This window comes from Pseudomonas sp. S2_C11 (assembly GCF_054668395.1).
Genome location: NZ_CP162765.1, coordinates 3,925,908 through 3,944,783, shown reverse-complemented (window position 1 = coordinate 3,944,783; position 18,876 = coordinate 3,925,908). Strand labels below are relative to the sequence as shown.

18 protein-coding genes are annotated in these 18,876 nt (G+C 60.6%); 9 read left to right on the top strand and 9 right to left on the bottom strand.

The features are described 5' to 3' along the window. Positions 1 to 30: 30 nt before the first annotated feature. On the bottom strand, positions 31 to 1,143 hold the full coding sequence (locus AB4N48_RS17880; protein ID WP_460094109.1) for an enoyl-CoA hydratase/isomerase family protein: 1,113 nt from the start codon (positions 1,141 to 1,143) through the stop codon (positions 31 to 33). 132 nt (positions 1,144 to 1,275) lie between these two features. On the opposite strand from AB4N48_RS17880, the gene ung reads away from it, so the two are divergent. Continuing rightward, on the top strand, positions 1,276 to 1,968 hold the full coding sequence (gene ung / locus AB4N48_RS17875; protein ID WP_150636503.1) for a uracil-DNA glycosylase: 693 nt from the start codon (positions 1,276 to 1,278) through the stop codon (positions 1,966 to 1,968). Positions 1,969 to 2,087: 119 nt separating this feature from the next. On the opposite strand, the gene AB4N48_RS17870 is transcribed toward ung, so the two are convergent. From AB4N48_RS17870 to AB4N48_RS17855, 4 genes are read right to left on the bottom strand one after another with little or no spacing between them, the layout of a single operon-like run. After that, positions 2,088 to 3,122 carry an AbrB family transcriptional regulator gene (locus AB4N48_RS17870; protein ID WP_460094108.1) on the bottom strand — a complete coding sequence of 345 codons (1,035 nt, stop codon included), beginning with the start codon at positions 3,120 to 3,122 and terminating at the stop codon, positions 2,088 to 2,090. Further along, positions 3,115 to 4,629, bottom strand: coding sequence for a tripartite tricarboxylate transporter permease (locus AB4N48_RS17865; RefSeq protein WP_016771277.1), 1,515 nt, complete (start codon positions 4,627 to 4,629; stop codon positions 3,115 to 3,117). Before AB4N48_RS17865 ends, AB4N48_RS17870 begins: the two co-directional genes overlap by 8 nt. 1 nt (position 4,630) lies before the next feature. Next, positions 4,631 to 5,089 carry a tripartite tricarboxylate transporter TctB family protein gene (locus AB4N48_RS17860; RefSeq protein ID WP_095180598.1) on the bottom strand — a complete coding sequence of 153 codons (459 nt, stop codon included), beginning with the start codon at positions 5,087 to 5,089 and terminating at the stop codon, positions 4,631 to 4,633. Between the two features lie 55 nt (positions 5,090 to 5,144). Then, a complete protein-coding gene (locus AB4N48_RS17855; protein WP_024011991.1) occupies positions 5,145 to 6,122 on the bottom strand; it encodes a Bug family tripartite tricarboxylate transporter substrate binding protein in 978 nt (325 codons plus the stop codon). Positions 6,123 to 6,567: 445 nt separating this feature from the next. On the opposite strand from AB4N48_RS17855, the gene AB4N48_RS17850 reads away from it, so the two are divergent. Both AB4N48_RS17850 and AB4N48_RS17845 read left to right on the top strand, forming a co-directional pair. Continuing rightward, positions 6,568 to 7,239, top strand: a complete 672-nt coding sequence (locus AB4N48_RS17850; RefSeq protein ID WP_024011992.1) for a response regulator — start codon at positions 6,568 to 6,570, stop codon at positions 7,237 to 7,239. Next, complete coding sequence (locus tag AB4N48_RS17845; RefSeq protein WP_039760888.1) at positions 7,232 to 8,617, top strand: sensor histidine kinase; 1,386 nt, start codon at positions 7,232 to 7,234, stop codon at positions 8,615 to 8,617. Before AB4N48_RS17850 ends, AB4N48_RS17845 begins: the two co-directional genes overlap by 8 nt. Positions 8,618 to 8,746: 129 nt before the next feature. Here AB4N48_RS17845 and AB4N48_RS17840 read toward each other — a convergent pair whose 3' ends face one another. Next, complete coding sequence (locus AB4N48_RS17840) at positions 8,747 to 9,568, bottom strand: HDOD domain-containing protein (RefSeq protein WP_016770675.1); 822 nt, start codon at positions 9,566 to 9,568, stop codon at positions 8,747 to 8,749. A gap of 34 nt (positions 9,569 to 9,602) precedes the next feature. Beyond that, a complete protein-coding gene (gene ygfZ, locus AB4N48_RS17835) occupies positions 9,603 to 10,544 on the bottom strand; it encodes a CAF17-like 4Fe-4S cluster assembly/insertion protein YgfZ (RefSeq protein WP_258707733.1) in 942 nt (313 codons plus the stop codon). Between the two features lie 150 nt (positions 10,545 to 10,694). On the opposite strand from ygfZ, the gene AB4N48_RS17830 reads away from it, so the two are divergent. Further along, positions 10,695 to 10,949, top strand: a complete 255-nt coding sequence (locus AB4N48_RS17830) for an FAD assembly factor SdhE (RefSeq protein ID WP_007911418.1) — start codon at positions 10,695 to 10,697, stop codon at positions 10,947 to 10,949. Beyond that, on the top strand, positions 10,933 to 11,385 hold the full coding sequence (locus AB4N48_RS17825; protein WP_460094107.1) for a protein YgfX: 453 nt from the start codon (positions 10,933 to 10,935) through the stop codon (positions 11,383 to 11,385). Before AB4N48_RS17830 ends, AB4N48_RS17825 begins: the two co-directional genes overlap by 17 nt. On the opposite strand, the gene nadB is transcribed toward AB4N48_RS17825, so the two are convergent. After that, positions 11,354 to 12,970 (bottom strand): L-aspartate oxidase, encoded by a 1,617-nt coding sequence (gene nadB, locus AB4N48_RS17820; protein ID WP_460094106.1) that lies wholly within the window; start codon positions 12,968 to 12,970, stop codon positions 11,354 to 11,356. The genes AB4N48_RS17825 and nadB overlap by 32 nt on opposite strands. A 556-nt stretch (positions 12,971 to 13,526) precedes the next feature. On the opposite strand from nadB, the gene rpoE reads away from it, so the two are divergent. The 4 genes from rpoE (at position 13,527) to AB4N48_RS17800 (ending at position 17,342) form a co-directional block, all read left to right on the top strand. Further along, positions 13,527 to 14,108, top strand: coding sequence for an RNA polymerase sigma factor RpoE (rpoE, locus tag AB4N48_RS17815; protein ID WP_003172477.1), 582 nt, complete (start codon positions 13,527 to 13,529; stop codon positions 14,106 to 14,108). A gap of 30 nt (positions 14,109 to 14,138) precedes the next feature. Then, complete coding sequence (locus AB4N48_RS17810; RefSeq protein WP_008077804.1) at positions 14,139 to 14,726, top strand: sigma-E factor negative regulatory protein; 588 nt, start codon at positions 14,139 to 14,141, stop codon at positions 14,724 to 14,726. 8 nt (positions 14,727 to 14,734) lie between these two features. Next, positions 14,735 to 15,700 carry a MucB/RseB C-terminal domain-containing protein gene (locus AB4N48_RS17805; RefSeq protein WP_150742397.1) on the top strand — a complete coding sequence of 322 codons (966 nt, stop codon included), beginning with the start codon at positions 14,735 to 14,737 and terminating at the stop codon, positions 15,698 to 15,700. Between the two features lie 208 nt (positions 15,701 to 15,908). Then, positions 15,909 to 17,342: a DegQ family serine endoprotease gene (locus tag AB4N48_RS17800; RefSeq protein ID WP_039760902.1), complete on the top strand. Its 1,434-nt coding sequence runs from the start codon at positions 15,909 to 15,911 to the stop codon at positions 17,340 to 17,342. Positions 17,343 to 17,422: 80 nt separating this feature from the next. Here AB4N48_RS17800 and AB4N48_RS17795 read toward each other — a convergent pair whose 3' ends face one another. After that, complete coding sequence (locus tag AB4N48_RS17795; protein WP_460094105.1) at positions 17,423 to 18,856, bottom strand: M48 family metalloprotease; 1,434 nt, start codon at positions 18,854 to 18,856, stop codon at positions 17,423 to 17,425. Positions 18,857 to 18,876: the final 20 nt, after the last annotated feature.

Genomic DNA, 18,876 nt, shown 5'->3' with positions numbered 1-18,876 from the left:
TCCAGTCGCCATCGCGGGCCTCGCGTCACCTCAATACTGGGTCAGATCCGCCAAGGGATGCCGCCCCTCCCAGACTTTATGAAAGTGCGCCTCGACCACCGCATCCGGCACGCTATTGATATCCGGCCAGTGCCAGTGCGGTTTCTGATCCTTGTCGATCAACCGCGCACGCACGCCTTCGCTGAATTCCGGATGGCGGCAGCAATTGAGGCTCAGGGTGTATTCCATCTGGAAAACTTCGGCCAGCGACATGTGCCGCGCGCGGCTGATCTGTTCCCAGACCAGATGCGCGGTCAGTGGCGAGCCCTCGGTCATGGTTTTCGCCGCACGGGCGATCAATGGATCGCTGCTGTCGCGGTGCAGGCTGATGGCTTTCCACGCGCAGGCTACGTCGCTGACATCGAGCAGTTCGTCGATCTGCTGACGACGCGGCAGCCACTGCGCTTCGGGCATTTGCTCAAGTGCTTCCTGCTGCAGAGCCTTGAGCAGGCTGTTGAGCTGCATGGCGGTCTGTTCCTGCCAGTTCAATTGCAGCAGGCCTTCGATCAATTGCGGTTGCTGTTCGTCGAGCAGGAAGCGATCGGCCAGATCCAGATCCAGCGCATCACGGCCGTTGATGTGCGCGCCGGTCAGGCCGAGAAACAAGCCGAGCTTGCCCGGCAATCGGGCGAGAAACCAACTGGCGCCGATGTCCGGATACAGTCCAATAGTGATTTCCGGCATCGCCAGACGGCTGCTCGGCGTGACGATCCGCGTGCTCGCGCCCTGCAACAGGCCCATGCCGCCACCGAGCACATAACCGTGACCCCAGCAGATCAGCGGCTTGGGATAGGTATGCAGGCTGTAATCGAGGCGATATTCCGCGCTGAAAAACTGCGCGGCCAACGGCGGGACTTCGCCGGGGTGAGCGCGGCAGGCTTCGACCAGGCTGCGCACCTCACCGCCGGCGCAGAAGGCTTTGGCGCCGTTGCCGCGCAGCAGCACGCAGACGATTTGCGGGTCATTAGCCCAGGCGTTCAATTTGTCGCTGAGGGCGTTGATCATCGACAGTGACAGCGCGTTCAACGATTTTTCGGCATCCAGGCTGGCGATGCCGATGCGGGCGCCGTCGGTGCCGGTAAGTTCTTCGAAGTGCAGATTCATCGTGACCTCGATCGGGAATTTGAGCGATCAGTATGATCGCTATGGGGGAAAGTGCCGGATCTGCGTCAGATCAATTGACAAGCGTGGTCGGCTTTCCTAGGGTTCGCCCCATTGTTTTTGCCGGAAATGACCATGACTGCTGACGACCGTATCAAACTCGAACCGAGCTGGAAGGAGGCACTGCGTGCTGAGTTCGACCAGCCTTACATGGCAGAGTTGCGCAACTTTCTGCAGCAGGAGCGGGCAGCCGGCAAGGAGATCTATCCGCCGGGACCGCTGATTTTCAATGCGCTGAATTCGACGCCGCTGGACAAGGTGAAAGTGGTGATCCTCGGCCAGGACCCTTACCACGGCCCGGGCCAGGCCCACGGTCTGTGTTTCTCGGTGCAACCGGGCGTGCCGGCGCCGCCGTCGCTGGTCAACATCTATAAAGAGCTGAAACGCGACCTCAATATCGACATTCCCAACCACGGCTACCTGCAGAGCTGGGCCGAACAGGGCGTGCTGCTGCTCAACACCACCATGACGGTTGAGCGCGCCAACGCCAACGCGCACAAGGACAAGGGCTGGCAGCACTTCACCGATCGCATCATTGAGGTGGTCAGCGAACGGCAGCCGCATCTGGTGTTCATGCTCTGGGGCGCCCATGCGCAGAGCAAGCAGAAGCTGATCGACGCGACCAAGCACCTGGTGCTGACCTCGGTGCATCCGTCGCCGTTGTCGGCCTATCGCGGGTTTTTGGGCTGTGGGCATTTCAGCCGAACCAACAAGTTTCTCGAACAGAATGGCGAAACGCCGATCGACTGGCGCTTGCCACCGATTTGATGTGTCGACCGGGTTGGCCCCTTCGCGAGCAGGCTCGCTCCCACAGGAATTGTGTGCAAGCCACAAACCCCCTGTGGGAGCGAGCCTGCTCGCGAAAAGAGCGACCCGATCTCGCAGACTTAGGCGGGATGACGATTCCAGTATTTGAACAACGGCTCCGCCAGAAACAGCACAAACAACAGCCGCATCACCTGCATCGCCGTCACCAGCGGCACCGACAGTTGCAGGGTCTCCGCCGTCAGACTCATTTCGGCAATCCCGCCCGGCATCATGCCCAGGGTGAGTGAACGCAGATCCAGATGGGTCAATGCACTCAAGCCCAGCGCCGCCAGCGACGCGATCAACATGGTCAGCATCGTGCCGATCAACGTCCGGCCCATGAACGACGGCGCGCGGCGGAAGAACTGCCGATTGAAGTGACAGCCCAGACCGCTGCCAATCAGCCATTGGCCGATCTGACTGCCGCCATTGGGCAAACCGATGTGCAGATCCCACGTAATGCTCACCGCCGCACTGACCAGTAACGGCCCGAACAGCCATGGATTGGGTTGGCGCAGACGCTGCCAGAGCCAGGCGAGCAGGGCGCCCGCCGGAAACAGAATCGCCAGCCAGCGCCAATCGACACTGCCGGCGTGAGAAATCGGCGTGCCGTCAACGAGCAGATACTTGAACGCCGCCGGCACGCACAACACCACCACCAACACCCGCAGACTCTGCCCGGCCGCGACATGGCTGAGCAGTGCACCGTTACGCGCGCCGAGGTTGACCATCTCCCCGGAACCACCGGGCATGCTTGAGAAAAAAGCCGTGGCGCGATCCTCGCCGGTGCGGCGCATCAGCCACACGCCGACCACCGCCGACAGGCTGGTAACCAATGCACCGAAGAAGATCAAACCGAAATGACTGAGCACCTGTTCCATCACCAGCGGGGTGAAGTGCAGGCCGATACCGATGCCGACGATCCACTGGCCGCACTTGCGCCCGCCAGGGATTTCCGCCAGTTGCCACGGCGTCAGGCAGCGCACCAGGATGATCGCCAGCAACGAGCCGACCATCCACGGTAGCGGCCAGCCGATCTGGCTGGCGATGAAACCGCCAAGCAGACCGACCAGCGGGGTGCCCCACCAGGCTTTCAGGGACAAGCGATCAAACATCGGCAATGACGCGCCGTGCCGCCGAACGTTTACGCCAGATGCGAATCAGCGGCATCAGCAGCATGATCGCGGTGAGGATCCAGCAACCGAAGGTGATCGGACTCGACCAGAGAATCTCCAGCGCGCCATTGGAGATCGACAGCGCGCGACGCAGGTTCTGCTCCATCAGGCCACCGAGGATGAAGCCCAGCAGCAGCGGCGACAGCGGGAAATCCAGCTTGCGCAGGATGTAACCGAAGATGCCGATACCGATCATCAGGAACAGATCGAAGGTGGTCGCGTGCACCGCGTAAACGCCGATCCCGGTGATGATCGCGATGATCGGCACCAGCGCCCAGTTCGGCACGGCGAGGATGCGAGTGAATACGCGGATCATTGGGATGTTGAGGATCACCAGCATCACGTTGGCGATGAACAACGACGCGATCAGACCCCAGACGATGTCCGGTTGCTGTTGGAACAGCAGTGGGCCCGGGGTGATGTTGTACAGCGACAGCGCGCCGATCATCACCGCGGTGGTGCCCGAACCCGGAACGCCGAGGGTCAGCATCGGAACGAGAGCGCCGCACGCCGCGCCGCCGATCGCGGTCTCCGGCGCGGCCAGACCACGCGGATCACCTTCACCGAATTTGCCGCTGGTGCCAGCGATGCGCTTCTCGGTCATGTAGGCCACGGCACTGGCGAGCGTTGCGCCGGCACCGGGCAGCACGCCCATGATGAAACCGAGCACGCCGCAGCGCACGTTGACGACGAAAACCGACGCCGCTTCCTTGAAGTTGAACATCATCCGGCCGGTAGCTTTCACCGCTTCCTGGCCGTGGTGGGTCTTTTCCAGCAGCAGAAGGATTTCGCTGATCGAGAACAGACCCAGCACCAGCACGACGAACTGGATGCCGTCGGTCAGGTGAATGTTGTCGCCGGTGAAACGGTACACGCCACTGTTGGCGTCGATGCCGACGGTGGAAAGGAACAGACCGATCAGCGCCGCAATAAAGGTCTTCAGCGGTCGATCACCAGCCATGCCGCCGAGACAGACAATCGCGAACACCATCAACACGAAGTATTCCGCCGGTCCAAAGGCAATCGCCCATTTCGCCAGCAGCGGCGCAAACAGCACCATGCCGCAGGTGGCGATGAACGCGCCGATGAACGAACTCCACGCCGACAGCGACAGTGCCACACCGGCCATGCCTTTGCGGGCCATCGGGTAGCCGTCGAGGGTGGTCATTACAGTCGAGGCTTCACCCGGAATGTTCAGCAGGATCGAGCTGATCCGGCCGCCGTATTCGCAGCCCAGATACACCGCCGCGAGCAGGATCAACGCCGACTCCGGGGGCAGGCCGAGCGCGAACGCGATCGGAATCAGCAACGCCACGCCATTGATCGGACCAAGGCCCGGCAACAGGCCGACGACGGTGCCGATCAGGGTGCCGCACAGGGCGGTCACCAGGTTGTACGGGCTCAGCGCGACGCCGAAGCCCTGACCCAAATAGCCAAGGGTATCCATATCAGTTCTCCAGGACGCTGAGCAGGCCGAGGGGCAGCGGAACATCCATCAAGCGATCGAACAGCAGATAGAGACCAACCGCCATCAGGCTGATGATCACCACGCTAGGCAGCCAGCGGCCGCCATAGAGACGGGCCATCGGTACGCCGGTAATGATGCTGGCCACGATGAAGCCAAGGGGTTCGAAGGTGCCGGCAAACACCAGCAACAACACCACGCACAGACCTATCTTGGTCAGGGTTTCGCGATCCAGCGGCGGCTCATCCGGGTTGTGTTTGATGGGTGCCGGGCGAACCACCATGTACAGCAGCGCCAGGCCCATCAGGCCGAGCATCAGCAGCGGAAAGGCGCGTGGGCCGACCGGTTCATAGGAAAAAGCCGCTTGGTACGGCCACGCCATCAGTGCCAGGCCGGCACACACCAGCAGCAACACCGAGGCGAAAATGCGTTGAATAAGCATGGGAGCTCCTGTGCTGCGTCCCCGCGTAGGAGACGCAGCCACTAGACAGAGACGATCACTGGATCAGGCCGAACTCTTTGGCCAGCACTTTGTAGTCGGCGACCTGCTTCTTCACGTAGGTGTCCAGTTCCGGGCCGGTCATGGCGAACGGGAACAGCTCACGCTGATCGCGCAGCTTGGCGAACTCGTCGGAAGCCAGCAGTTTGTCGAACGAGTCTTTCCACCAGGCGTAGTCTTCGTCGCTGACTTTTGGCCCGAGGTAGAAGCCGCGCACCACCGGCCAGACGATGTCGTAGCCTTGCTCGCGAGCGGTCGGGATGTCCTTCATTTCCGGTTCGTCGAGACGCTTGTCCGAGAACACCGCGAGCAGGCGCATGTCACCGCTCTGGATGTGCGGCATGGAGTCGGAGATGTCGGTACTGCCGACCTGGATGTGGCCGCCGAGCAGGGCCGTGGCGATCTCACCGCCGCCTTCGAGTGCCACATAACGCAGCTCGCGCGGGTTGATGCCGGCGGCCTTGGCGATCAGTGCGGTCTGCATCCAGTCCTGGCTGCCGACGGTGCCGCCGGAGCCGATAACCACCGAGCCTGGATCTTTCTTCAACGCCTGAACGAGATCGTCGAGGGTCTTGTAGGGCGAATCGCTTTTCACTGCGATGGCACCGTAGCTGGTGCCGACGGCCGCGAGCCAGCGCACGTTGGTTTCATCGAAGCGGCCGAACTTGCCCTGGGCCAGGTTCAACAGCGAACCGCTCGACCACGCGACCAGCGTGCCGGCATCCGCCGGACGTTGCGCGACCACCGCGTTGTACGCCACCGCGCCGACACCGCCGGGCATGTAGGTGACGCGCATCGGCTTGCTCAGCAACTTCTGGTTGACCAGTGCGCTCTGCACCAGTTTGCAGGTCAGGTCGAAACCACCGCCGGGGGAGGCAGGGGCGATGCATTCCGGACGTTTCGGCTCGGCCATGAGTTGGCCGGCAAACAGCATCGCGCCAGCGGCGAGAGCAACTTTACGCAGTGATACGTTCATTTGAGTCTCCAGAGGAGTTGTTGTTATGGATGGACCGAATGACCAAAGGGCAACGCGAAAACCTAGCGGCAGGCGCAGTTTTCTCGCGGCGCGAGCGCAACGACTGAAACAACGGAGGGGAAACAGGACTGCGGCGAGAAGCCGACGGTGCAACGGTGGAATCGAGCAAGGCGAGCAGGCATTACAGCCTCGGTGCGCATGGAGGGCATGCTGGGGTACTCCGTTATTGTTCTTATGAGTCGAAAACGCTTCATGGCGTTTTGCGTTGCGCTGTGTGGCGGCAGCGGCGACAGTCGAAACTGTCCGTGGGCCGACTCTAACCGGCTAACCTTTCAACAACCTTTCAATTGTCTTTCACGGTTTTTCGGGCTTCACAGCGGCGGTTGCGGCTGTAAACTCCGCGACAAAGCGTGGCGTCGGCCAACCCTGAACGAGGTAAAAATCCATGCGTGTCCTGCTCGTCGAAGACCATTTGCAACTGGCCGAAAGCGTGGCTCAGGCGCTCAAGAGCACCGGTCTGACGGTGGATGTGTTGCACGATGGCGTAGCTGCCGACCTGGCGTTGGGCAGCGAGGAATACGCCGTAGCGATCCTCGACGTAGGCCTGCCGCGCATGGACGGTTTCGAGGTGCTGGCGCGGCTGCGTGCACGCGGCAAAAACCTGCCGGTGTTGATGCTGACCGCGCGCAGCGACGTCAAGGATCGCGTGCATGGCCTCAATCTCGGTGCTGACGACTACCTGGCCAAGCCGTTCGAACTGACGGAACTGGAAGCGCGGGTCAAAGCCTTGCTGCGCCGCAGTGTGCTGGGCGGCGAGCGTCAGCAGCGCTGTGGTGTGCTGGCTTACGACCTCGATACGCGGCGCTTCACCCTCGGCGACGAACTGCTGACCCTCACCTCGCGCGAGCAAGCCGTTCTCGAAGCGTTGATCGCGCGGCCGGGGCGAGTGATGAGCAAGGAGCAACTGGCCGCGCAGGTGTTCGGCCTCGACGAAGAAGCCAGCCCCGACGCCATCGAAATCTACGTGCACCGCTTGCGCAAGAAACTCGATGGCCAGCCCGTGGCCATCGTCACCTTCCGTGGCCTCGGCTATCTGCTGGAAAGCCGCGATGCATAAGCCCAGCAGCCTGCGCTGGCGGTTGCTGTGGAACCTTGGATGGTTGCTGGTGGTGCTGATGCTCGCCAGCGGCTTGAGCGCTTACTGGAACGGTCGCGAAGCCGCCGACACCGCGTATGACCGCACGCTGCTGGCCTCGGCACGCACCATCGCTGCCGGGTTGTCGCAGCGCGATGGCAGCCTCAGCGCCGATGTGCCTTACGTGGCGCTGGACACCTTCGCCTACGACAGCGCCGGGCGCATCTATTACCAGGTCAACGACATTCACCAGAAGCTGATTTCCGGCTACGAAAATCTTCCCGGGCCACCGCCCGGCACGCCGCGCACCGACAGCTATCCGGCGCTCGCGCGCTTTTACAATGCGAAGTACAACGGCCAGAACGTGCGTGTGGTCAGCCTGCTCAAGGCCGTAAGCGAGCCGAACATGAACGGCATGGCGGAGATCCGCGTGGCTGAAACCGACGAAGCGCGAGTCAGTATGGCGCGCAGTCTGGCGGCCGATACGTTGCTGCGCCTGGGCATGCTGGCCGTGGGTGCATTGCTGCTGGTGTGGTTCGCGGTGAGTGCGGCGTTGCGCCCGCTGGAGCGGTTAAGAACCGCTGTTGAGGAACGCCAGCCCGACGACTTGCGGCCACTGCCGTTGGTGGAAGTGCAGCATGAACTGGGACCCTTGGTCCGCGCGCTCAATCATTTCACCGAAAGGCTACGCGGCCAGTTCGAGCGGCAGGCGCAGTTCATCGCCGATGCCGCTCACGAGTTGCGCACGCCGCTGGCGGCACTCAAGGCACGCCTGGAATTGGGCCTGCGCTCAAACGAACCGGAAACCTGGCGCACCACCCTTGAGTCATCCGCACAAAGCACCGATCGCCTGACCCATCTGGCCAATCAGCTGTTGTCGCTGGCCCGGGTCGAAAACGGTGCGCGGGCGATTGCCGAGGGCGGCGCGCAGTTGCTCGATCTGAGTCAATTGGCCCGAGAGCTGGGCATGGCCATGGCGCCTTTGGCGCACAAACGGGGTGTGGCGTTGGCGCTGGAGGCGGATGAACCGGTGTGGCTGCGCGGTGAGCCGACGCTGCTCAATGAACTGTTGAGCAATCTGGTCGACAACGCGCTGGCGCATACGCCACCAGGCGGCAATGTGATTTTGCGGGTGACGGCGCCGGCGGTGCTTGAGGTTGAGGACGACGGGCCCGGGATCCCGCTGCATGAGCGCGATCGGGTGTTCGAGCGGTTTTACCGGCGTAATCAGCAGGTCGCCGGTTCAGGTCTGGGCTTGGCGATTGTCGGCGAGATCTGTCGCGCGCATCTGGCGCAGATCACCTTGCATGATGGCGAGCAGGCAGGGTTGAAGGTGCGGGTCAGCTTTATTGCCGGGTAATACTTTTGTGACGAGGGTTTTTTGTGGCGAGGGGATTTATCCCCGCTCGGCTGCGCAGCAGTCGCGGTTCGGATCGCAGAGTCTAGGGTCGCTGCGCAACCCAACGGGGATAAATCCCCTCACCACAGGTCAGTAGAACATCGACCGCGATTCTTCCAGATCCGCGCAGAACTGCTTGTTCTCCGGATCAATCCCCAGCTTTCTGAACGCCGGCACGCTAAACGGGTCAATCCGCGCAAACGGATGATCGGTGTCCTTGCGGCAATACAAATTGGCCACCTGCACGACATCGACGTAATCGATGCGCGTCGAGTCGCGGCTGAAGTCCTGATACAGCAATGGCAAATGCACCAGGCGCTCGGGAAACTCCCAGACCCGCAGCAATTTCTCGCCGAGCAATGGGTGAATCTGCTCGATCACATGGGTCAGGCTGACCGCATCGGAGAGCAGTTCATTGTGGTCTTCGGCGTAAGTCAGAATCGGCAGCACGCCAATCTGATGCACCAGCCCGCCGAGTGCCGCCTGATCGGGTTTGAGCTGAGTGTGACGACGACACAGGGCATAGCTGACGCCAGCGATTTCCAGACTGCTGCGCCAGACTTCGCGCATCTTCTGTTCGACCACCTCGGAGCGGGCATTGAAGATCTGCTCCATCACCAGACCGATAGCCAGGTTGCTGCTGTAGTTGATGCCCAAACGGGTGATGGCGGTGTGCAGGTCGGTGACTTCCTGCGCAGCGCGCAGCAGCGGACTGTTGACCACTTTGATCAGGCGCGCCGACAGCGCGGTGTCGCGGCCGATGACTTTGCTCAGATCGCTGACGCTGATTTCCGGATCCTCGGCGGCCTTGCGAATCTGCAGGGCCACTTCCGGCAACGTTGGCAGAACCAGGTCATCGTTATCGATGGCCGCAACCAAATCCTGTTGGACCTTTTCCGCCAGTTCGCTCATTTGGACTCTCTAGGGTGTTGCAACAATGCTGCGATCAACGCTGGATTTCGCGGTCGCGATCCAGTTCGTAAGGCAGGTCGAGCACGTGCAACGCGGGGCCTTCGAGGGCGCCCAGACGCAAATCACCGGCTTCGGCAGCTTCGGCCTGCAACACGGCCAGGAGTTCAATGTTTCCCTCGGCATTGGCCGCCAGCACCACTTCGCCGATCGAGCTGTTGTGGCTGGGGGCGAACAACTGAGTGCCGGGCTCCGGCAACTCGGCCGCGTCCAGGCGCAGGCGGTACAGGCGCCGCTTGAGCTTGCCCAGGTACTGCATGCGCGCGACGATTTCCTGGCCGGTGTAGCAGCCTTTCTTGAAACTCACGCCGCCGACCGCCTGCAAATTGAGCATCTGCGGGATAAACAGCTCGCGGGTGGAAGGCATGACCTGGCCGATACCGGCGCGGATCTGGCCCAGCAGCCATTGATTCAGTTCGCCCTCAGCCAGCGTGGCGGACAGTCGGCTTTGAATGTTTGGCGCCTGAGCGGCAGGCACCCAGAGTTCGGCGCGCTCGGGCGAAACGCGAATTGCGATCAGGCCTTCATGGCGCACAACGCTGTCGGTTTCGGCGGGCAGTGCCAGACCGAGGCTGGTCAGGGCTACGTCGCCATGCGCCAGACCGAAGCGCACCCAGGCGGCGCTTTCGTCGGTCAGTTTCGATTTGGAGAACACCGCGTACTTTTTCAGGTCGGCCAGTTGCGGTTCGAGCAGCTCGCTGGCCATCGCCATCACCACGCCGTCACCTTCAAGCAGGATGCGGAAGCTCGACTGCATCCGGCCTTTCTGTGTGCAGCGGGCGCCGAGGCTGGCGCGGGTGTCGCTCAGGTAATTGATATTGCAGGTCAACTGGCCTTGCAGGAATTTTCCGGCGTCCGCACCGCGAACCGCGAGTACGCCTTCATGAGACAGGGTGCAGAAAAAAGCAGAATCGGCCATGGGTCATCGCAGGGTAAATAGACTGGGGCACATCATAAGGGGGCAGGGTTGAAATGGGTAGTTGATAAAGGATCACGGGTGCCCGACCAAAGCCGACTGTGCGGCTCGCGCCGGGGCTGTATACTGCCCGGCAAATTCGAGGAGGGCTCCATGGTCGAACAAGTTGAACTGAATCGCCTCTTTTGGCACAGCCGTCGCGGCATGCTTGAGCTTGACGTGCTGCTGGTGCCGTTCGTGCAGGAGGTTTACGCGACGTTGAATCAAGTGGATCGCGATCTGTACGTGCGTTTGCTGACCTGTGAGGATCAGGACATGTTCGGCTGGTTCATGGAGCGCAGCGAGTCGGAAGATCCCGAGCTGCAACGCATGGTCCGGATGATTCTGGATCGTGTCCAGCCCAAGTAATACGTTCGAATGCCGCTGGCATGCCTCACGGCAGTTGCTGGCGGCGTATCTGTTGGCCCAGGCGTTCGCCATGGGTTCGCTGTGTCTGCTGTCGATTCCGCTCTGGGCCAGTCTGCTCGGCGCTTGCGCCTGTGCGCTGCACGGTCTTTGGGTGCTGCCACGGCAGATTCTGCTGAGTCATCCGCAAGCATTTTGCGGGTTGCGGCGCGACGGCGATGGCTGGCAGGTCTGGAATCAGGCTGATGGCTGGCAAGCGGTGCAACTGCGCCCGGACAGTCTGGCGCTGCCGTTGATCGTGGTGCTGCGCTTTCGCCTTCGCGGAGAGTGGCGGGTCAGGTCGATCTGCGTACCACGTGACTCGCAGGCGGCGGATCTGCACCGACGCCTGCGAGTGCGGCTCAAGTTCAGCCGGCGTAGGTGGGCGGCACCAGAATAGTGTCGAGCGCTTCGGGCAGCATATCCGGGTAGTCGAGGGTGTAATGCAGGCCACGACTTTCCTTGCGTTCCATGGCTGAGCTGATCATCAATTCGGCAACCTGTGCCAGATTGCGCAGCTCGATCAGGTCGCGGCTGACTTTATAGTTGCTGTAAAACTCATCGATCTCATCCAGCAGGAGACGCACCCGGTGCTGCGCCCGTTGCAGGCGCTTGTTGGTGCGCACGATGCCGACGTAGTCCCACATGAATCGGCGCAACTCGTCCCAGTTGTGCGCGATGATCACGTCTTCATCCGAGTCGGTCACCTGACTGGCATCCCAGACGGGCAGGGCGCTTGGCGCCGCAACGTCATCGAGTTGCGCAAGAATGTCCGCCGCTGCCGAACGGGCATAAACGAAGCATTCCAGAAGCGAATTGCTGGCCATGCGGTTGGCGCCGTGCAGGCCGGTGAAGCTGGTTTCGCCGATGGCGTAGAGGCCGGGCACGTCGGTGCGACCGTGCTGATCGACCATCACTCCGCCACAGGTGTAGTGCGCGGCGGGAACCACCGGGATCGGTTGTCTGGTGATGTCGATGCCGAAGCCCAGGCAGCGTTCATAAACAGTCGGGAAGTGAGTTTTTACGAACGATTCAGGCTTGTGGCTGATGTCTAGATATACGCAGTCGACACCCAGGCGCTTCATCTCATGGTCGATGGCCCGCGCGACGATGTCACGAGGCGCCAGCTCGGCGCGTTTGTCGAAGCGATACATGAAGCGCTCGCCGTTGGGCAGCTTCAAATGCGCGCCCTCGCCACGCAGGGCCTCGGTGATGAGGAAGCTTTTGGCTTGCGGGTGATACAGACAGGTCGGATGGAACTGGTTGAATTCCAGGTTCGCCACCCGGCAACCGGAGCGCCAGGCCATGGCGATGCCGTCACCGCAGGCGCCGTCGGGGTTGCTGGTATAAAGGTAGACCTTGGCCGCGCCGCCCGAAGCCAGAATCACGAAACGTGCGCCGTAGGTGTCGACTTCGCCCGTAGCGCGGTTCAGCACGTAAGCGCCGAGGCAGCGATCGCCTTCCATGCCCAGGCGGCGCTCGGTGATCAGATCCACGGCCACCCGCTGTTCCAGCAGTTCGATGTTCTCGCGCTCTTTGGCCTGGGCCAGCAAGGTTTTGAAGATCGCGGCACCGGTGGCGTCTGCAGCATGGATGATGCGCCGATGACTGTGGCCGCCTTCGCGGGTCAGGTGAAATTCGAAACCACCATCTTCAGTGCCGGACTGTTCGTCGCGGGTGAACGGTACACCCTGGTCAATCAGCCATTGGATGGCTTCGCGGCTGTGCTCGACGGTGAAACGCACCGCGTCTTCGTGACACAAGCCGCCGCCAGCGTTGAGGGTGTCGTCGACGTGGGATTCGACAGTATCGGTATCGTCGAGCACCGCGGCCACGCCGCCTTGGGCCCAGAAGGTCGAACCGTTGGCGAGATCGCCTTTGCTCAATACGGCAATGCGCAGATGACCGGGCAAGGTCAAAGCGAGAGTCAAACCGGCAGCACCGCTGCCAATCACCAGAACATCGTGTTGGAACTGTTGGCTCATTTCAGGATTCCGCTCAAAGCGACCCGGGTCGGGGTTGGCGCAAGACAGCTGGATCGGCGAGTCAAGACAGCCACACAGCCCACTAGTATATAGAGGGGTTGGGCGGCACAATAGCCAGGCCCAGATGGCATTGTGAGACTACTGCGCGGTAAAAAGCGCTGTGCTTCGTCGGAAGTTTTTTTGCCGGTTTGGGAAAAAGACACCTGTATCAGCGCTGAAACAGACTTTTCCGAGCAGGGTTGCGCAATGTCAGGTGGGTACGGCTATAAATAATTGGAACTTTTGCCAAAGGCCCAAGATCAATAGACGGTGCCAGAAACCAGGGACAGTGTCGGCTTCAGTGCGGAATCTGCGTTTGGATTCCTGCCGGCGAAACCGATAACAAGATTATTCGCGCAGCCGGTTTATCCCGCGCTGCGTTTTTCGTGCGTGCCAAATCAGAGCCCGCAGGAAACTTGCTTGGAGGGGGAGAACTTTTGCGAAAAGCCCGAGTCTATGTTTGCAAGTCTGGTCGTTTAGTAATGCAAGTCTCCTCCGGGCTTATCGAGGAGTGTTCATGCTAACCCAGGAAGAGGATCAGCAGCTGGTCGAACGCGTACAGCGTGGCGACAAGCGAGCTTTCGATCTGCTGGTGCTGAAATATCAGCACAAAATTCTCGGGTTGATCGTGCGTTTTGTGCACGACACCCATGAAGCCCAGGACGTTGCTCAGGAAGCCTTTATCAAGGCGTATCGGGCACTTGGAAATTTCCGCGGTGACAGTGCGTTTTATACGTGGCTGTACCGTATTGCCATTAACACGGCAAAGAACTACCTGGTTTCCCGCGGCCGTCGGCCGCCGGATAGCGATGTAAGTTCGGAGGATGCGGAGTTCTACGATGGCGATCACGGCCTCAAGGATCTCGAATCACCAGAACGTGCATTGCTGCGGGATGAGATCGAAGGCACCGTCCATCGGACCATCCAGCAACTGCCAGAGGATTTGCGTACGGCTTTAACTTTACGTGAATTCGATGGTCTGAGTTACGAGGACATTGCGAGCGTCATGCAGTGTCCGGTGGGTACCGTGCGCTCCCGGATTTTCCGCGCTCGGGAGGCCATCGACAAAGCCCTGCAACCGTTGTTGCAGGAAAACTGAGACAGCGGCGACAGCCAAGAGAGGAACGCCATGAGTCGTGAAGCCCTGCAGGAATCGCTGTCCGCAGTGATGGATAACGAAGCGGACGAACTGGAATTGCGTCGAGTGCTTAGCGCACTGGATGATGTTGATACCCGTGAGACCTGGGCTCGTTACCAGATCGCTCGGGCAGCCATGCACAAGGATCTGCTGCTTCCGCGTCTGGATATCGCTGCGGCAGTGTCCGCTGCGCTGGAAGACGAAACGGCTCCGGCCAAAGTATCCCGCAGCCCATGGCGCAACCTGGGTCGCCTCGCTGTTGCCGCTTCGGTAACCGTGGCCGTTCTGGCCGGTGTTCGCCTGTACAACCAGGACGAAATCGCTGGTGTTGAACTGGCCCAGCAGTCGAATCAGCCTACTCTGGCCACTCCACAGGTCAAAGGTCCGGCAGTTCTGGCTGGTTACAGCGAAAGCTCGGAAGCAACTGGTCCTATGGCTAACGGCGTTCTGCAAGGACAGCCAGGCTGGCATGATCAGCGTCTGCCAGGCTATCTGCGTCAGCACGCTCAGCAGGCTGCACTCAAAGGAACTGAAAGCGCGCTGCCATACGCACGTGCCGCAAGCCTGGAAAACCGTTAAGGAGGATCATGCGCGCCATCCCTCTACTTTCGCTTCTGCTCAGTGGCTGGTTCATCGTTCCAGCCCACGCTGACGAGGCCCAGGACTGGTTGACCCGTCTGGGCCAGGCCGAGCAGCAGCAAAGCTTTCACGGTACTTTCGTTTACGAGCGCAACGGCAGTTTTTCCACGCACAACATCTGGCATCGTGTCCAGAATGGCCAGGTCCGCGAGCGGTTATTGCAGCTCGACGGTTCGGCTCAGGAAGTCGTGCGCATTGATGGACGTACTCAATGCGTCAGCGGCACCCTGATTGCGGGATTGGGTGATTCCCCCAACGCTGCCGCCCGTGCGCTGGACCCCAAAAAGCTGAAGAATTGGTATGACCTTGCCGTCATTGGCAAGTCGCGCGTGGCCGGTCGTGATGCAGTGATCGTGTCGCTGACCCCTCGTGATCAGCACCGATACGGTTTCGAGCTGCATCTGGACAAGAAAACCGGCCTGCCGCTCAAGTCGTTGCTGTTGAACGATAAAGGGCAATTGCTCGAGCGCTTTCAGTTCACCAGCCTCGACACTGATGAAGTCCCGTCGGACAAAGACTTGATGGCAGACGCCGATTGCAAGCCGATCAACATCGGTAATGACAAGGCTTCTGCGGCGAAGACCGTGCAAAACTGGCGTTCGGACTGGCTGCCGCCAGGCTTCGAGTTGACCAGCAGCAGTTCGCACAAGGATGCGCAGACCAAGACCCAGGTCAGCAGCCTGATGTATGACGATGGCCTGGCGCGTTTCTCCGTGTTCCTTGAACCGTTGAACGGTGCAACCGTCACCGATACTCGTACCCAGTTGGGCCCTACCGTCGCGGTATCCCGTCGTTTGACTACACCGCAAGGTGAAATGATGGTCACGGTGGTTGGCGAAATCCCGATTGGCACCGCCGAACGAATTGCTCTATCGATGCGTAACAACGATGGCGCTGCGACCAGCAAGCAGTGAGCTGATTTCAGTCATTTCCACCTCGTCGTCGAGACGTCGAAATGTTTGCTGAGCATTTTCATTTGCAAAACCCCTGAAAATTTTTTATAGGTCAGAGCCTCACGGCTCTGGCCTTGTTTGTTGTTCCCGGAACAAAAATACCGGTCTGTGGTTTCCGGTGTTCCTTTGCTCCATATCGCTTAACCCTGCTCGTCGTAACGGGAGCTGTATGTCGATACCTAGTTTGAAGTCTTATCTTTCCATCTTCGCCACCGTGCTGTTGCTCGGTCAGGCGGTCCCTGCTGCGCAAGCGGCCGATCTGCCTGATTTCACCCAGTTGGTCGAACAAGCGTCGCCAGCGGTAGTGAATATCAGTACCACGCAGAAACTGCCGGACCGTCGCGTGAATCAGCAGATGCCGGATCTGGAAGGTCTGCCACCGATGCTGCGCGAATTCTTTGAGCGCGGCATGCCGCCTCAGCAGCGCTCGCCGCGTGGCGACGGGCGTCAGCGTGAAGCGCAATCGCTGGGTTCGGGGTTCATCATTTCGCCGGATGGCTACATCCTCACCAACAACCACGTGATCGCCGATGCTGACGAAATCCTCGTCCGTCTGGCTGACCGCAGTGAGATGAAAGCCAAGCTGGTCGGCACCGATCCACGTTCCGACGTGGCGTTGCTGAAAATCGAAGGCAAGGATCTGCCGGTGCTCAAGCTCGGCAAATCCCAGGATCTGAAGGCTGGCCAGTGGGTCGTCGCGATCGGTTCGCCATTCGGCTTTGACCACACCGTGACCCAAGGCATCGTCAGCGCCGTCGGTCGTAGCCTGCCAAACGAAAACTATGTGCCGTTCATTCAAACCGACGTGCCGATCAACCCGGGCAACTCCGGTGGCCCGCTGTTCAACCTGAACGGTGAAGTGGTCGGCATCAACTCGCAGATCTACACCCGCTCCGGTGGCTTCATGGGCGTTTCGTTTGCCATCCCGATCGACGTGGCTATGGACGTTTCCAATCAGCTCAAAAGCGGTGGCAAAGTCAGCCGCGGCTGGCTGGGCGTGGTCATTCAGGAAGTGAACAAGGACCTCGCCGAGTCATTTGGTCTGGACAAGCCAGCTGGCGCGCTGGTAGCGCAGATCCAGGATGACGGCCCTGCGGCCAAGGGCGGCCTGCAGGTTGGCGACGTGATCCTGAGCATGAACGGTCAGCCGATCGTCATGTCTGCCGATCTGCCGCATCTGGTCGGCGCGCTGAAGGCTGGCGCAAAAGCCAATCTGGAAGTGATTCGTGAAGGCAAGCGCAAGAATGTCGAGTTGACTGTCGGTGCGATTCCGGACGAAGACAAAGAGCTGGACGCGCTGCCGAAATCTGGCGCTGAAAGCAGCAGCAACCGCCTCGGTGTTGCGGTCGGTGAATTGACCGCCGAGCAGAAGAAAACCTACGACCTCAAAGGTGGTGTGGTGATCAAGGAAGTGCAGGACGGTCCTGCGGCCCTGATCGGTCTGCAGCCGGGTGATGTGATTACTCACCTGAACAACCAGGCCATCGGCTCGGCCAAGGAGTTCACCGACATCGCCAAGGCGTTGCCGAAGAACCGTTCGGTGTCGATGCGCGTGCTGCGTCAGGGCCGTGCCAGCTTCATCACCTTCAAACTGGCTGAATAAGCCAGCAACAAGGTAAAAGGAAACCGCCTCGAAAGAGGCGGTTTTTTTGTGTCTGCAGCTTTTGTCTTGCCTGGAAAGACTCAGCCCATCATGTCCTTGACCATGCGTTCCTGCTCCATCAGCTCACGCTGGCGGGCATCGATGCGCGAGGACAGCGGGAAGTTGTTGCCAGCCTTGCGCTTGGCGAAGTCCAACTGCTGAATGGCCTGGCGGTAATCGCCGACCAGCGCAAAATACTCGGCTCGCGCCTGATGCAGGCCGATGATGTTGCCCGACAAGCCACGGGTTTCAGCAACCTGATACCAGACGTCCGGATCATCCGGGCGGGACTTGAGCAGGCTGTCCAGCGCCTTCTCGGCATCGGCGGCGCGATTCTGTTTCAACAGCAGATCGACACGCACCTGATTCAGCGGATAGTTGCCCGGGAACTGCGTGAGCATGCGGTCGACCCGTGATTGTGCATCGGGCAGGCGATTGTTGGTGATGTCCAGATCGACCTGAGCGAGGTTGTAGATAATCTCGTTGGGCGACTTGGCCAACAATTGCTTGAGATTTTCGCGGGCTTCGTTCAGCTGGCCACCCTTGATTTGCGCGATGGCGAGGCCGTATCGCGCGACATCGTTTTTCGGGTTTTCATCGAGCAGGGCGCGGAAACGCTTGGCGCCCAGCCCCGGGGTTTCCTCGTAGATCAACTGCACCCGCGCGCGAATCAACTGGTAGTGCATGCTGTCTTCGATGCCGCCCGGTTTCGCCTGCTCGGCGCGGTTGCGGGTATCGGCGATACGCGATTCGGTGACCGGGTGAGTCAGGAGGAATTCCGGCGGTTTGGCGTCAAAGCGGTACTGGCGCATCAGGCGTTCGAACATGGTCGGCATCGACCGCGGATCGTAACCGGCCTTTTCCAGGTTGAGGATGCCGATGCGATCCGCCTCCTGTTCGTTTTGTCGCGAGAAGCGCCGTTGTTCCTGCAACGCCGCAGCCTGGGTGCCAGCGATGGTGGCGATGCCGGCATCACCGCCGCCGGCCGCCGCAATGACAATGCCGGCCAGCAACGCGGCCATCATCGGCACCTGCATTCTTTGTGAAGCTTCCACCCCGCGAGCAAAGTGGCGTTGCGACAAGTGCGCCAATTCGTGAGCGAGCACCGAGGCGTACTCACCCTCGGTCTGGGCGTTGAGGAAAAGACCGCCGTTGACCCCGACCACGCCGCCCGGCGCTGCAAAGGCGTTGAGTTGTGGGCTGTTGATCAGGATGAATTCCAGACGTCGGTCGGAAACCTGGCTGGTCTCGACCAGCTTGTACACGCTGGATTCGACGTAGTCCTTGAGCTGCGGATCGTTGAGCTGGGAAACCTGACTGCGCAGCATGGCCAGCCAGGCGCGGCCGAGCTGGTATTCCTGTTGCGGCGAGACAATGGCAGAGCTGGCGTCGCCGAGTGACGGCAGATCGTCGGCAAAGCCTGGTGAGGCGAGCAGGCAAGCGAGCGTCAGCAGGGTAGGGCGCAGAAAAGTCATGCACAAAGCCTTGGAGGACA